A 13,986-nucleotide genomic window follows, 5' to 3' on the forward strand; every position below is an offset into this window, starting at 1 on the left:
ATCGGCTGCCAAGTATCAATAGCTTCGACGTCGCGACGTAGGTGTCGCTCCCACAGAAGATATTCAACCCGCCCCTTTTTCTTTGGATCGACTCAGTAAAAGCCATGAGAATGATCAAACTATTATTCATACTCAGTTTTTTACTGATAGCTGGCCATCTTCATGCCGAACCGATTCTTCGGATGTCTACGACTACCAGCACAGAACATTCGGGTTTGTTGGCGGTTTTGAACCCCGTATTCGAAAAACGGTACGGCGTCAAGGTGCATGTGATTGCGGTCGGAACCGGAAAAGCCCTGAAGTTGGGTGAAAACGGCGATGTCGATTTGATGCTAGTGCATGCGCCCGAAGCGGAAATAGCCTTTGTTAATGCCGGCTATGGTGTCGATCGTAGTCCTGTGATGTATAACGATTATGTTATCGTCGGTCCCGATGCCGATCCGGCTCGAGTCAGCGCTTCCGGATCGGTCAATGAAGCTTTTGAAAGAATAGCCCGGAGCCGGTCGGTATTTATTTCTCGTGGCGATGAGTCCGGCACGCATTTGAAGGAGAAGCAAATTTGGCGTGAGGTAGAAATCGAACCTCAAGGATCTTGGTATATATCGACCGGACAAGGCATGGGCGCCGTATTGCAAATGGCCGATCAAAAACGGGCCTACGCCTTGACCGACCGAGGCACATTCATTTCCTATCAAGATAAGGTCGAAATCGGCATCGTTTTCGATAATGATCCGACGTTATTCAATCCTTATCACCTCATTGCCGTCAACCCCAAACGCTATCCCACCGCTCAATACGAACTGGCTAGGCAATACATTGCATTCCTCACCGGCAAGCAAGGGCAATCATTGATAGCCGGCTTCAAACGGTCGGGGCAGCAATTGTTTTATCCGGATGCCGTTAATGTGCGGTGATGAATCAGATAAGCATTTTTGGCTTCCCACTTAAGGCGGGACAAAAGCACTAAGGATTAACCGTTCGCCTTGAGCTTGTCGAAGGGTGGATGGTTAATTCGCCCATGGGTTCGACGGGGCTCTCCTGAGCGCAGCCGAAGGGCTCACCACGAACGGATTAACCTTAAACGGTCCCGTGTTTAGTGAGTACCGCTTTTTTGAGTAGTCGATTGCATTTTATGCGATTACTCATAAAGAATCGTTAAATATGCTAATCTTTGTGGTTTTATTACTATGACGGTTCAAGCATGATTGTTGTTGGCATTGGCGCATCTGCGGGCGGATTGGAGGCTTTGCTTCCTTTCGTATCGCATTTATCGCCGGATACCGGGATGAGTTTTATTGTGGTGCAGCATAGCTCGGCCGATCAGCCTAGCTTGTTGGCCGAATTATTACGCAAAGAAACGACTCTGCCGGTTAACGAAGCTAAAAACGGCGCCCGATTACAGGCCAATACCATTTATGTCGCGCCTCACGATTTCGATATTGCAATCGACAACAACCATTTCAAATTAAGCCACCCCCCTTCTAATCAAGTTCCTAAGGCTTCAATCGATTATTTTTTCAAGAGTCTTGCTGAGTCATGCCAAGAGAAGGCAATAGCCCTTGTTTTTTCAGGAGCCGGTAGCGACGGCGCGAATGGCTTGAAAGCCGTCAAAGCGGCGGGCGGCATTACGATGGCTCAGCTCCCGGAGTCGGCTAAATTCAGCAGTATGCCGAAGGCCGCGATCGATTGCTCCGATGTCGATTTGGTTGTTGAGCCGGCGGAGGCTGCCGGAAAGTTAGCCGCGATAGCGCGTAATTTCGAAAAGAACCTAGGAAACAATCCTGTGCAAGGTACGCCGGATGCGGTCAACTTGTTGATCGACCGCATCTTGAGTACGACCGGAATGGATTTCGTGAATTACAAAAGCAGTACGATCAACCGGCAAATCCATCGTCGAATGGCTATTTTGCAAATCGAAGACTTCGATGAGTATGTCCGGTTTTGTTTGGAGAACACAGAAGAGCTGTCGCGTTTGGCTTACAGCTTCTTGGTTTGCGTAACGTCGTTTTTTCGAGACGAACAGTCATTCGAGGCATTGAGAGATGCACTCAAAACGATTGTCAACGCTAAGTCGCCGGGCGATGAAATCCGTATTTGGGTTCCCGGCTGCGCGACCGGCGAGGAGGCTTATTCGATTGCGATGTTGTTAATGGAAGAGCTCGGTGCCGCAATTTCCCGCTATCGGGTGCAAATTTACGGCACCGATATCAACGCCAATGCGATACGAATCGCCCGGAGAGGCGAGTATAACGAAATCGCCTTACAGGGTTTAAGCCGAGAATTTCGCGAAAAGTATTTTTTGCCGCTGGAGCAAGGTTTTAGTATCAATCGGAGTCTGCGGGATTTAGTTATTTTTTCGCGTCAGGATTTAATCAAGAATCCGCCATTTATTCGCCTGGATTTAATCAGCTGTCGCAATCTTTTGATTTATCTAAACCAGACGCTGCAGGAACAGGTGCTCAAGAATTTTCATTATTCATTGCTGAATAACGGAATTCTGTTTCTCGGGCAGGCCGAATCGCTATGGAAACTTAACGATGCTTTCACTCGGCTCGACCGTAATAATAAGTTATTCGTAAAAAACAGTACCCTCGTCATTCGTCCCGATTTAAATGCCAAAAAAATGATCGATTTCGCATTGACGGAAAATGACGGCGGCAGCAGCAGCAATCCGATTTTCCCGGCCCACAGGATAGTGGGTCAGGATAAGCTATTTGAAACATATGTGCCGCCCAGTATTCTTTCTACGCGAGAGGGGCGCGTTCTCGAGTTTTATAATCACTGCGACGATTTTATTAAAATTCGGCAAGGTAAGGCGGATTTTAATTTATTTTCGATCATCGATCCGGTGTTCAAAACCGAACTGAGAGCATTCTGTCATCAGGCGTTATCCAATAATAAACCTGTCAAGAGTCCGCCATTGACCTTGGTTTCCGAAGGCAAGAATTATCATTATCGGATTTCGGTTACGCCGGTTTACCATCAGCTGGCTAACGATAGCTTATTGCTGATTTCATTCGAGCCCGTTGCCGAACACTCCAATATTAGCACCCCTGATCGTGAGGCGGCGCTATGTATTACCGAATTGGAGCATGAGCTGCAAACGACTCGCGAGACTTTGCGAACCGTGACCGAAGCGTTGGATAACTCGGTCGGCGAATGGCAAATCATGCATGAAGAAGCGCAGGCAACCAACGAAGAACTTCAGTCGACCAATGAAGAGTTGGAAACGTCTAACGAGGAGTTGCAATCGATCAACGAGGAATTAACCTTGGTGAACGATGAATTGACCGTTAAAACGAAGGAGTTAGGGCAGTTAAACGACGATTTGAGAAATATACTGGAAAGCATCGAAATGGCCGTGATCGTGATCGATAGTCGGATGCGGATCTCGCGCTATAACGAAGTCGGTCAGCGTTTTCTTCAGCTTAGTTCGGTGGCAAACGGTAAGCTCACAATCGAATCGTTGGAAATAATATTCGGTTGTGAAAATCTAGTCGGCCCGGTGCAGCAAGCGATACAGACACAACAGAGCGTCTTGATAAAGAAAGAAAAACAGGGGCTGCATTATGATCTCACGCTTTATCCCTACCGGAGCTTAGCCGGTAATGAAGTGACAGGAGTCGTGTTGACCATCGAGGATGTTACTTCGCAATATTTAGCCGAACAGCAAATTCGTCTATCGGCCAGTGTGTTCGATGCCGCTAATGAAGCCATCGTGATTACCGACGAAAATAACCGGATTATTTCAGTCAATCCGGCATTCACTGAAATTACGGGCTACAGTAAGAACGAAGTGTTGGGAAAAGACCCGAAAATACTCAATTCCGGTAAGCAGACGAAGTCGTTTTACCGAAATCTTTGGCATACTCTTGAGGAATCGGGAAGTTGGCAGGGTGAGATCTGGAACAAACGTAAGAGTGGCGAGGTTTACCCGGAATGGCTGTCGATCAGCGCATTGAAAGAAGCGGAAGGAGGCGTTTCGAAATATGTCGGTATTTTTTCGGATATCGGCGACTCGTTGCGCGCTCAGCAATTGATTCATCAGCAGGCTAATTTCGATGCGCTCACCCAATTGCCTAATCGTAACTTGTTTTATGATCGATTACAGCAGGCTATTACTAAAGCGCAACGTGAACGAAAGCTATTCGGTCTTATGTTTATCGATCTTGACGGCTTTAAGGATATCAATGATGCGCTTGGGCATTCGCTTGGCGATCGCGTGTTGCAGGAAGTTGCTGCACGCATGGCGCATGTCTTCAGGGAGTCCGATACCTTTGCCAGGTTTGGCGGGGATGAATTTACGGTGCTGGTCCCCGACTTGGAGTCGGAAACCGATATGATCGCCCCGACCGAAAAAATACTCGAAGCTATTCAAATGCCGATTCAGGCGGACGACCATGAGCTCAATATTACGGCCAGTGTCGGCATCACGATTTATCCGAATGATGGCCGAGAGGCCGAAACATTGCTTAAAAATGCCGATAATGCGATGTATTCGGCCAAGGCGGAGGGGCGCAACGCCTATCGATTTTTTACCCAAGAAATGCATGAGAAGGCGCAGCGTCAGCATCGTATCGTCAACGATATTAAAAACGCGGTTAAATTCGAACGTTTTATCGTTTATTATCAACCGGTCGTCGATTTGCAAAGCCAGAATTTATGCGGCGCAGAGGCTTTAATCCGCTGGCAACATCCGGTGAGAGGGTTTATTTCGCCGGATGAGTTTATTCCGGTTGCCGAAAGTTTGAATCTTATCGGGCAGATTGGCGAGTTCGTGTTAGCCAAGGCTTGTCATTTTATTGCCGGTTTGAATAGCGAATTGGGAACTGACTTATCGATTGCAGTCAATTTTTCGTCGCTACAATTTGTAAACGGCAGTTGTGTCGATAAATGGCTGGATATGATCAACCAGAGCGGTGTCGGTGCGAGTAATTTCGTTGTTGAAATAACCGAAAGCTTGATGATGAGCCACAAGGAACATTATATTCGGCAATTGCAAAAACTGAGGTCTCAGGGCATTAAAATCGCATTGGATGATTTCGGTACCGGTTTTTCATCGCTCAGTTATTTGAAGAAACTGCCGGTCGATATTATCAAAATCGACCGGACTTTTATAAGGGACATACTGGTTGATTCGAGTGACGCGTCGCTGGTCGAGTCGATTCTCGATATCGCTAATAATTTCCGGCTCGAAGTCATCGCCGAAGGTGTCGAAGACGAAGGGCAGGCCGAATTTCTCAAGACCCGTCCATGTGCTTACGCGCAAGGTTATTATTACAGTAGGCCGTTGCCCGAGGACGAGTTCAAACAGTTCGCGATGGGCAAAAGAGTTTGTGACAAGATCAAGTAAGGATTTAATCCTCAGCCTATCGCGCGAATTATAATTATTCGAGCGACCATAAATAGTCGACTACATGATCGAGCTCTTCGTCGGTCAGTATTTTATTGCGTCCGTATGGCGGCATGCTGGTTTCCGGGTTGAAAACGCTCGCATCCCGGATTTGTTGCTTTAATTGTTGCGGGGTTTTGAAACGGGCGCTCAGGTCGCTTAGCTGCGGACCGATATTGCCGGGCGATTCGCCGTCTTCGATGGCATGGCAGGCAAGGCAATTGCCTTTGTCTCGGTCGAAAGCTAATTGTTTGCCTTGTTGTCGTATTGGGTCGGTATTTGCGGCGCAGGCCGTTATTAGTAAGGGCACAAGCACAGCATATTGTCCGAAACCAAGCAAAGGCTGCGATTTGTTCATGGGTTTGAGCGCTCGAATAATGATTTATACATTTTTGCCGATTGCTCAGTATCTCGGCCATACAGGCCTCCGACCACGGCCAGTAAATCGGCACCGGCATCGATCAGTAGATTGCCGTTTTCAGGTAGGATGCCGCCGATCGCGACGATAGGGATCGTCAATTTTTGCTTGGCAAGTTGCAGTGTTTCCAGTTTTGCCGGTGAGGCTAGCGGTTTGGTGTCGGAAGCAAAAAAGCGTCCGAATGCTGCGTAACTGGCGCCTAACTTTTCGGCTTCCAGGGCGCGCTCGATACTGTCGTAACAAGAAATGCCGACGATGGCATTGACTCCAAGGCGATGTCTGGCTATGACAATATCTTCATCATCCTTACCGAGATGAACGCCGTCCGCGCCGATCGTTGCAGCCAGCTCGATATCGTCATTGACGATCAAGGGTACATTGGCCGAATGACAAGTTTCGAGTAGCGCCTTGGCGAGTTTCAAGGTGTCGGAAGGATTTTTGTCTCGGTATTGCACCATCACCGCGCCTCCGCGTATCGCGGCGGCAACTTCTTCAATGATGGTTTCAACTGTTTTGTCATCGGTTTGAGTAATCGCGTAAAGCCCGCGTTTAGGCATGTTCATGCGTCGTTTTCCATCCAAAAAAGTCGATTCGGGTTGTGCTGGCCTTTTCCGGGCCGATAAGCATTCTCCAGAGCGTTCCACGTATAGTCTTGAGCTTCGTTGACCGCTGAAAATGGCGCGAGTCCATGGGCGATCATTGCGGCAATGGCGGATGCCAGTGTGCAGCCGGAACCATGATAACTGTGCGGCAGACGTTCCCAATGAAACGACTCGAGTAGCGCGCCGTCATGATACAGTCGGTTGCACACGGTATCGCTGTGTTCGTGCGTGCCGGTGACCAATACATATTGGCAACCTTTATCTAATAAACTCAACGCGGCGTCATTGAGATCTTGTCGGCCGCTCAGTTTGCGTGCTTCGATGCTATTGGGCGTCAGTACGGTTGTGCACGGCAATAACAGGTCGTTGATCGCGTCTATCAACTGCTCGCCGGCTAGTTCGGTGCCGCCGCCGGCCGCCAGAACCGGATCGAGAACGACCGGAATGTTGGGATGTTGCTCAAGAATCGTGTGAATGGCCTTGGCGGTTTCATGATGACCGATCAGGCCGATTTTGATGGCTTGTATCGATAAGTCAGCCAATAGGGTATTGGCTTGGTCTACGATGTCGCCGGGTTTTTGCGGAATGAGTTTTTTGACATTGCTGGTGTCTTGCTCGGTCAATGCCGTTATGACGCTGGCGGGATGGCAGCGGTGGCTGATCAAGGTTTCGATATCGGCTTGAATGCCGGCTCCGCCGCTGGGATCGTGGCCGGAAAAGCAAAGAACGGTAGGATGTGTAGTGGTCATGGAATAATTACTTGGCTGGCATGAAAAAATGGCGCGGAATATGCCTATCGTAGATCAAAACGGTTTAACGACGGCCAGTATCACGATGCCGACTAAAAATAGCACCGGCACTTCGTTCATCCAGCGGTAATAAACATGGGAGCGGCGGTTGCGGTCGTGTTTGAAGTCGAATAGCCAAATGCCGCAGAAAACATGATAGACCAGCAGTAACAACAGCAAGGCCAATTTGGCATGTAGCCAGCCACTTTGTCCGTAAAGCGCCCAAGCATAATCGGCCAGCATCCAGATGCCGAAGATAAACGTGACGATCATACCCGGCGTCATGATGCCGAAAAATAGTTTTCGTTCCATAATTTTAAAACGTTCGTTGCTGATGTCGTCGCTACTCATCGCGTGATAAACGAACAGACGCGGCAAATAGAATAAACCCGCGAACCAGGTAACCATGAAGATCAGATGTAAGGCTTTTAACCAGAGCATAAATTAACCTTTTAGTTGTGTGCGATGAGGAGAGCATTTAACCATGAAGAGCATGAAGTTTCTCGTTCTCAAGCTGGAGCTTGGGAACGAGGTAAGAATCAATGCGCTTTTTCATATCCGCAAGATCGAATTCACCGATTTTATGTAGCGCAATCATGCCGTCCGGCTTGATCAAAAAGGTTGTCGGGGTTAAGCGCACGTCGCCGAAGGCCTTGGCGTGGTCGGCTTGCAGATCCAGCGCGACTTTGTAAGGTAATTGCTTGGCGCGGGTCATTTCGACGACATGGTTCGGTGGGTCATAGTACATTGCTACCGCTATTATTTCCAAGCCGCGCTCATGATACTCCCGGTACAATTCGATCAAATGCGGAATTTCTTTGATGCAGCCAGGGCAGTCGGTAGCCCAGAAGGTGACGATGACCGGTTTGCCCTGCCAATCCTTCAGTTTGATTTTTTCTCCGGTAATACTCATGAACGTAATGTCGGGAGCCGTCATCGATGCCGGGTTGATCGTGATCCAGGCGACTGATGCTACTAAACCTGCGACGACCAAGCCGATGAACCATTCTTTGGTTTTCATGGGGTTTTTAATGTTTTGTTGGAATTTTGACAGTGCTTGCGATCGAAATCGATCTCGAACTGTCTTTTTTGCTTGATTACGATTAACCGATTATAGCAAAGCTGTTAAGCTATGCACTTTCTGAGCCCCATTTCAAGACTTTACATTCATGTACAAAATACTCATCTCCGACAAGCTGGCTGAAGCCGGCATTAACTATTTGAATGATCGAGACGATATTCATATTCATATCGAAACCGGACTTAACGAAGACGGTCTTTGCGAGATAATCGGCGATTTCGATGCCTTGTTGATTCGCAGCGATACTAAAGTGACCGAGAAAGTACTCAAAGCGGCTTCACGTTTGAAAGTTGTCGGTCGCGCCGGTATCGGCGTCGATAATGTCGATTTGGCCGCCGCAACCGAACAAGGCGTCATCGTTATGAATACGCCCGATGCCAATGCGACGACTACCGCCGAGTTGGCGATCGCGCATTTGTTGTCGCTGAGTCGTCATTTGCCGTTTGCCGACAGGTCGATTCGCGCAGGGAAATGGGAACGCTCTAAATTAATGGGGTCCGAAGTCGCGCATAAGACGTTGTCAATACTCGGTTTCGGTACGATTGGACGCATCGTTTCTCAGCGGGCTTTAGGATTGGGAATGCAGGTCATTGCATACGATCCGTTCGTAACTCCGGAAATCTTCGAAAGTTACGGGGTTAAACCGGTTGATCTCGACCAGTTGATCGAAAAAGCCGATTATTTGACCTTGCATTGTCCATTGATCGAAAAAACCAAAAACATCATCGGGCGCAATCAATTGGCTCGAATGAAAAAGGGTGCGATGTTGATTAACTGCGCCCGAGGCGGTTTGATCGACGAGGCCGCTCTTTACGATGCGCTCGTCAATAATGATATCGCCGGAGCGGCGTTGGATGTTTACGAACATGAACCACCGGTCAATTCGCCGTTGTTGACGTTGGACAATATTGTTTTTACGCCGCATCTGGGCGCATCGACCAGTGAAGCTCAAGTCGCGGTTAGTGTCGAAATCGCGAGGCAGGCCGTGACCTATTTAACGACCGGCGAGGCGGTCAATGCGCTCAATTTGCCGAGAATGTCTGCCGAGCAGTTGAAAAAAGCCAGCCAGTTTATGAGATTGGCTAATATCCTCGGCAAGGTCTTGGCCAATTTGGCGACGAAACCGATCGAACGGATCGAGGTCGCTTTATTCGGCAAAGCATCCGAAGTCGAGGCTCGTCCGGTATCGGTCGAGGCCTTGGTCGGTTTGTTGGCCGGTAAATTATCGACGCCGGTTAATCGGGTCAATGCCGAAAAAATCGCCAAACGGCAAGGTATCGCCTTAGTCGAGTCGAAAACCGAGGAAACACACGATTATTTGTCGTTGGTCAAAGTCACCGGATTTTGCGGAGATCAATCGATTTCCTTATCCGGAACACTACTCGGCGAATCGCATCCGCGCTTGGTTCAAATCGATCGCTTCGAAATAGAAGTCGTTCCCGAAGGTACTCTCATTGTGACTCGGCATGATGACAAGCCGGGCGTCATTTCGGCCATTAGTGCGGTGCTCGGCAATTCCAATATCAATATCACGCGCATGGAAGTCAGCGCGGCTGACGAAGAAGAGCGAGCCATGGCTGTGATCAGCATTTCCGAGCCTTTAACCGATGAAATACTGGGCCAGTTGTGCGATGTCCCGGCTGTTTGCCAAGCGACGCAGATTATTTTATGAGATTCGATCGAATTTGTTTCGATTTCGACAGCACCTTGAGTCGGATTGAAGGCATTGACGAGTTGGCCGATCGCTTAGGGCAAGGCGATGCTATTGCTAAATTGACCGATGCCGCGATGAATGGCGAAGTGCCGCTGGAGGCCGTGTACGGACAACGTTTGGATTTGATCAAGCCGGACCGAGCGGCAATCGACTGGCTGGCCGAGCGATATCTGAGCGAAATTGTCGACGGCGTTACCGAATTATTTGCCAGATTACGCGCCGATTGCTGCGAAGTCTATATCGTTAGCGGCGGCATTCGACAGTCTATTTTACCGATGGCGGCATTTTTGAATGTGCCGGAGAGTCATGTGCATGCGGTCGATGTTTTTTTTAACGAAGACGGGGCTTATATTGATTACGACCGCGATTCGGTTTTGGCGAGAGCCGGCGGTAAAGCCGAAATCTGTACCCGTTTAAAACAAAATGGCTTGTCGCTGGCAATGGTAGGCGACGGCAATACCGACTTGGAAGCGAAGCAGGCCGGAGCATGTTTTATCGGTTTTGGCGGTGTAGTCGACCGGCCTAAGGTTCGGGAGCACGCTGATTACTACGTTGACGATGCGTCATTGCTCGGTGTGCTTAGATTTATTTCTTAACTGATGGCGAAATGTTAAAATCCGCCGTTTTTTAAAAGTTTTAGAGAGACGCAATGGCTGGACACAGTAAATGGGCAAATATCAAGCATAGGAAGGCCGGGCAGGATGCCAAGCGCGGCAAAATTTTTACCAAAATGATTCGTGAAATTTCAGTTGCGGCAAAGGCGGGCGGCGGCGATCCGGCTTCGAATCCGACCTTGCGCACCGCGATCGATAAGGCGCTGGGCGCCAATATGAAGCGCGATACGATCGACAATACGATCAAAAAAGCAACCGGAGCGCTGGAAGCTGAAAATTACGAGGAAGTACGCTATGAAGGCTACGGACCTGCCGGTGTCGCGATCATGATCGATTGTTTGACCGATAATCGAAATCGCACGGTCGGCGAGGTGCGCCATGCCTTCAGTAAGGCGGGCGGTAATCTCGGTACCGACGGTTCGGTAGCTTATTTGTTCAACAAAGTCGGCATTATCAGTTTTCCGGATTCGGTCGATGAGGATGCAGTGATTGAAGCAGCGCTCGAAGCCGGAGCCGATGATGTCGTGACCAATGAAGATGGGTCTATCGACGTCATCACGGCGCCGGAGAGTTATATGGACGTCAAGGAAGCGTTGATTGCGAAAGATTTCAAGCCGGAAAATTCCGAGATAACGATGCAACCTTCGACCAGTGCCGAGTTGAACGCCGAGGAAGCCGAAAAGTTGATGCGGCTGATCGACCGGCTCGAAGATTTGGACGATGTGCAAAACGTCTATTCGAATGCCGATATCAGCGATGAAATCATGGAGCAAATGTCAGCTGTTTGACCGCTTTCCGTTCCTTAAGGAACGAGCATGAAATAACTTAACCAACTGTTGGAAGAGGGGGGTGGTGGCTCGATTGATAGGTGTCGGCGGCAGGGCAGATTTTTGCTCCTGCAAAATCTGCATTCATGGCATCCATGGCAATCAGATTCCGCCGCCAAGCCAACATGGATGTATTCACGGCGTCCTGTCAAGCGAGTCACCAAACCGCCCAAAGCCTACTACTTGTACAAGTTATTTTGTGTATATTCCTAAGGTTAAATCCCCTTTCGACTATTGAAGAAGTTATTTCATACCTGTTCCATAGCGTGTTGTATTTTCGAATGAAAATGCTTTTTTGCCGTTCACCCGCAACCGACATCATTACTCAGTGACCAAAATTTTAGGCATAGACCCGGGGTCTCGCATCACCGGTTACGGGATCATCGAGGATACGTCCCGTGGCGCGAAATATATTGCCAGCGGCAGTATCCGGGTCGGTTCGGATTATTTCCCGGACCGGTTGAAACTCATTTTCGAAGGATTGGTACAGGTGGTCGAGCTCTACCGGCCCGACCAAATGGCGATAGAACAGGTCTTCATGCATAAAAATGCAGATTCGGCACTTAAATTGGGCCAGGCCCGGGGGGCGGCTATTTGCGCGGTACAGGCGGCCGGTTTGCCGGTTTACGAATATGCGGCGAGGCAGGTCAAGCAGGCCTTGGTCGGTAAGGGTAATGCCGAAAAAGCGCAGGTTCAGCATATGGTTAAAATTCTGTTAAATTTACAAGGCGACATGCAAATCGATGCCGGCGACGCGCTTGGGATTTGCCTGTGTCATGCGCATTACCAGCAAACCGCGCAACGCCTTCGGCTCGGAGTGCCCGGATGATCGGTTATTTGCGGGGGAAGCTGGCGAGTAAGGCACCGCCGGTATTGGTGATCGATGTGAATGGCGTCGGCTATGAAATCGAAGCGCCGATGACGACGTTTTACAACTTGCCCAAACTTGGTGAAGAGGTCAAGTTGTTCACGCATCTAGTTGTAAGGGAAGACGCGCATATCCTATTCGGTTTTGCGTCCGAAGCCGATCGTTTGATGTTCAGAACCTTGATCAAAGTCAATGGTGTCGGGCCTAAATTAGCTTTGACGATCTTGTCGGGCCAAAGCGCCGAAGAGTTTCATCGTTGTATTCACAATAACGATACTCAGTCTTTAGTGCGCTTACCCGGTGTCGGCAAAAAGACCGCCGAGCGCTTAATCGTCGAAATGCGCGACCGCTTACCCGCATTGGACGGTTCGTCGGTTTCGACCCAAAGTGGCGAGACGATATTACCGGCGATTGCCGCCCAGCCGATTCAGGAGGCGATTAGCGCGTTATGCGCGTTGGGTTACAAACCGCAAGATGCGGGGCGAATGGTTCGCGCGATTCCTGCCGAAGGCAAAAGTTGTGAGGACATCATCAGATTAGCTCTGCAAGGGGCAGCGAAATGATTCAAAGCGACCGCTTGATCAGCGCCGAAGGTAGCAATGATGAAGAACGCCAGGATCGAGCGATTCGGCCTAAGCGTTTGCAGGATTATGTCGGCCAGCAAGAATTGCGGACGCAGATGGATATCTTTATCCGGGCCGCGCTCGGACGTAAGGAAGCATTGGATCATGTTCTGATTTTCGGGCCGCCGGGCCTTGGTAAAACCACCTTGGCCAATATCATCGCCGCCGAAATGAATGTGCATATTCGTCAGACTTCGGGGCCGGTGCTCGACAAAGCCGGAGATCTTGCTGCATTGTTGACCAACCTCGAGGCGCATGATGTCTTGTTCATTGACGAAATTCACCGTTTGAGTCCAATGGTCGAAGAAGTGCTGTATCCGGCGATGGAGGATTATCAAATCGATATTATGATCGGCGAGGGTCCCGCGGCCCGTTCGATCAAGCTTGATCTGCCGCCGTTCACGCTGGTCGGCGCGACGACGCGCGCAGGTCTTTTGACATCGCCGTTGCGCGACCGTTTCGGCATCGTGCAGCGGCTCGAATTTTATACGGTCGAGGAATTGGCGGCCATTGTGACGCGTTCGGCAAATTTACTGAAAATTGCAATCGAATCGGCAGGTGCTCATGAAATTGCACGCCGTTCGAGGGGAACTCCGCGTATTGCCAATCGATTATTGCGGCGCGTGCGCGATTTCGCCGAAGTCAAAGGCGACGGCAAGGTTTCCGAACAAATCGCCGGCGAAGCGCTGGCGATGCTCAAAGTCGATAATAACGGCTTTGATGCGTTGGATAGAAAATTGCTTAGAACGATGATCGACAATTTTGCCGGCGGCCCGGTAGGTCTAGACACATTGGCGGCCGCGATTAGCGAAGAGCGCGGCACGATCGAAGATGTGCTGGAGCCGTATTTGTTGCAACAAGGTTTTATTATGCGTACGCCCAGAGGACGGGTCGTAACGCAGAATGCTTATCTGCATTTCGGCTTGCAGCCCCCGGTACAAATGGGCGCAACCGACGAGTTGTTTACTTGAGAGGAAAGAGGAAAGAGGAAAGAGGAAAGAGGAAAGAGGAAAGGGGAAAGGGGAAAGGGGAAAGGGGAAAGGGGAAAGGGGAAGGGGG

Annotated in this window: 13 protein-coding genes; 8 read left to right on the forward strand and 5 right to left on the reverse strand. The window is 49.6% G+C overall.

What is annotated here, in order from left to right; all coding sequences use genetic code 11:
* The first annotated feature begins 104 nt into the window (after positions 1–104).
* A complete protein-coding gene (locus METBU_RS0121015; protein ID WP_026130366.1) occupies positions 105–914 on the forward strand; it encodes an ABC transporter substrate-binding protein in 810 nt (269 codons plus the stop codon).
* A 287-nt stretch (positions 915–1,201) separates the two neighbouring features.
* Positions 1,202–5,353, forward strand: a complete 4,152-nt coding sequence (locus METBU_RS0121020) for an EAL domain-containing protein (protein WP_017842491.1) — start codon at positions 1,202–1,204, stop codon at positions 5,351–5,353.
* Positions 5,354–5,387: 34 nt separating this feature from the next.
* On the opposite strand, the gene soxX is transcribed toward METBU_RS0121020, so the two are convergent.
* The 5 genes from soxX to METBU_RS0121045 are packed head-to-tail and all read right to left on the reverse strand — an operon-like array spanning position 5,388 to position 8,221.
* Positions 5,388–5,750 (reverse strand): sulfur oxidation c-type cytochrome SoxX, encoded by a 363-nt coding sequence (gene soxX / locus METBU_RS0121025; RefSeq protein ID WP_017842492.1) that lies wholly within the window; start codon positions 5,748–5,750, stop codon positions 5,388–5,390.
* Positions 5,747–6,373 (reverse strand): thiamine phosphate synthase, encoded by a 627-nt coding sequence (thiE, locus tag METBU_RS0121030; protein ID WP_017842493.1) that lies wholly within the window; start codon positions 6,371–6,373, stop codon positions 5,747–5,749. The genes soxX and thiE overlap by 4 nt, the downstream gene beginning before the upstream one ends.
* Positions 6,370–7,161: a bifunctional hydroxymethylpyrimidine kinase/phosphomethylpyrimidine kinase gene (gene thiD, locus METBU_RS0121035; protein WP_017842494.1), complete on the reverse strand. Its 792-nt coding sequence runs from the start codon at positions 7,159–7,161 to the stop codon at positions 6,370–6,372. The genes thiE and thiD overlap by 4 nt, the downstream gene beginning before the upstream one ends.
* A 54-nt stretch (positions 7,162–7,215) precedes the next feature.
* On the reverse strand, positions 7,216–7,641 hold the full coding sequence (hemJ, locus tag METBU_RS0121040; RefSeq protein ID WP_017842495.1) for a protoporphyrinogen oxidase HemJ: 426 nt from the start codon (positions 7,639–7,641) through the stop codon (positions 7,216–7,218).
* Positions 7,642–7,678: 37 nt separating this feature from the next.
* Positions 7,679–8,221 carry a peroxiredoxin family protein gene (locus tag METBU_RS0121045; protein WP_017842496.1) on the reverse strand — a complete coding sequence of 181 codons (543 nt, stop codon included), beginning with the start codon at positions 8,219–8,221 and terminating at the stop codon, positions 7,679–7,681.
* Positions 8,222–8,369: 148 nt separating this feature from the next.
* On the opposite strand from METBU_RS0121045, the gene serA reads away from it, so the two are divergent.
* The 6 genes from serA (at position 8,370) to ruvB (ending at position 13,898) form a co-directional block, all read left to right on the forward strand.
* Positions 8,370–9,953 (forward strand): phosphoglycerate dehydrogenase, encoded by a 1,584-nt coding sequence (gene serA / locus METBU_RS0121050; protein ID WP_017842497.1) that lies wholly within the window; start codon positions 8,370–8,372, stop codon positions 9,951–9,953.
* Positions 9,950–10,591: an HAD-IB family phosphatase gene (locus METBU_RS0121055; RefSeq protein WP_017842498.1), complete on the forward strand. Its 642-nt coding sequence runs from the start codon at positions 9,950–9,952 to the stop codon at positions 10,589–10,591. Before serA ends, METBU_RS0121055 begins: the two co-directional genes overlap by 4 nt.
* Positions 10,592–10,644: 53 nt before the next feature.
* Positions 10,645–11,397 (forward strand): YebC/PmpR family DNA-binding transcriptional regulator, encoded by a 753-nt coding sequence (locus tag METBU_RS0121060; protein WP_017842499.1) that lies wholly within the window; start codon positions 10,645–10,647, stop codon positions 11,395–11,397.
* A 367-nt stretch (positions 11,398–11,764) separates the two neighbouring features.
* The gene (ruvC, locus tag METBU_RS0121065) at positions 11,765–12,265 is read left to right on the forward strand and encodes a crossover junction endodeoxyribonuclease RuvC (protein WP_014147527.1); all 501 of its coding nucleotides are present in this window, start codon (positions 11,765–11,767) and stop codon (positions 12,263–12,265) included.
* Positions 12,262–12,867: a Holliday junction branch migration protein RuvA gene (ruvA, locus tag METBU_RS0121070; protein ID WP_017842500.1), complete on the forward strand. Its 606-nt coding sequence runs from the start codon at positions 12,262–12,264 to the stop codon at positions 12,865–12,867. Before ruvC ends, ruvA begins: the two co-directional genes overlap by 4 nt.
* Positions 12,867–13,898, forward strand: coding sequence for a Holliday junction branch migration DNA helicase RuvB (ruvB, locus tag METBU_RS0121075; protein ID WP_175421730.1), 1,032 nt, complete (start codon positions 12,867–12,869; stop codon positions 13,896–13,898). Before ruvA ends, ruvB begins: the two co-directional genes overlap by 1 nt.
* The last annotated feature ends 88 nt before the right edge of the window (positions 13,899–13,986 follow it).

The organism is Methylotuvimicrobium buryatense 5G, from assembly GCF_000341735.1.
Taxonomy (GTDB): Bacteria; Pseudomonadota; Gammaproteobacteria; order Methylococcales; family Methylomonadaceae; genus Methylotuvimicrobium; species Methylotuvimicrobium buryatense.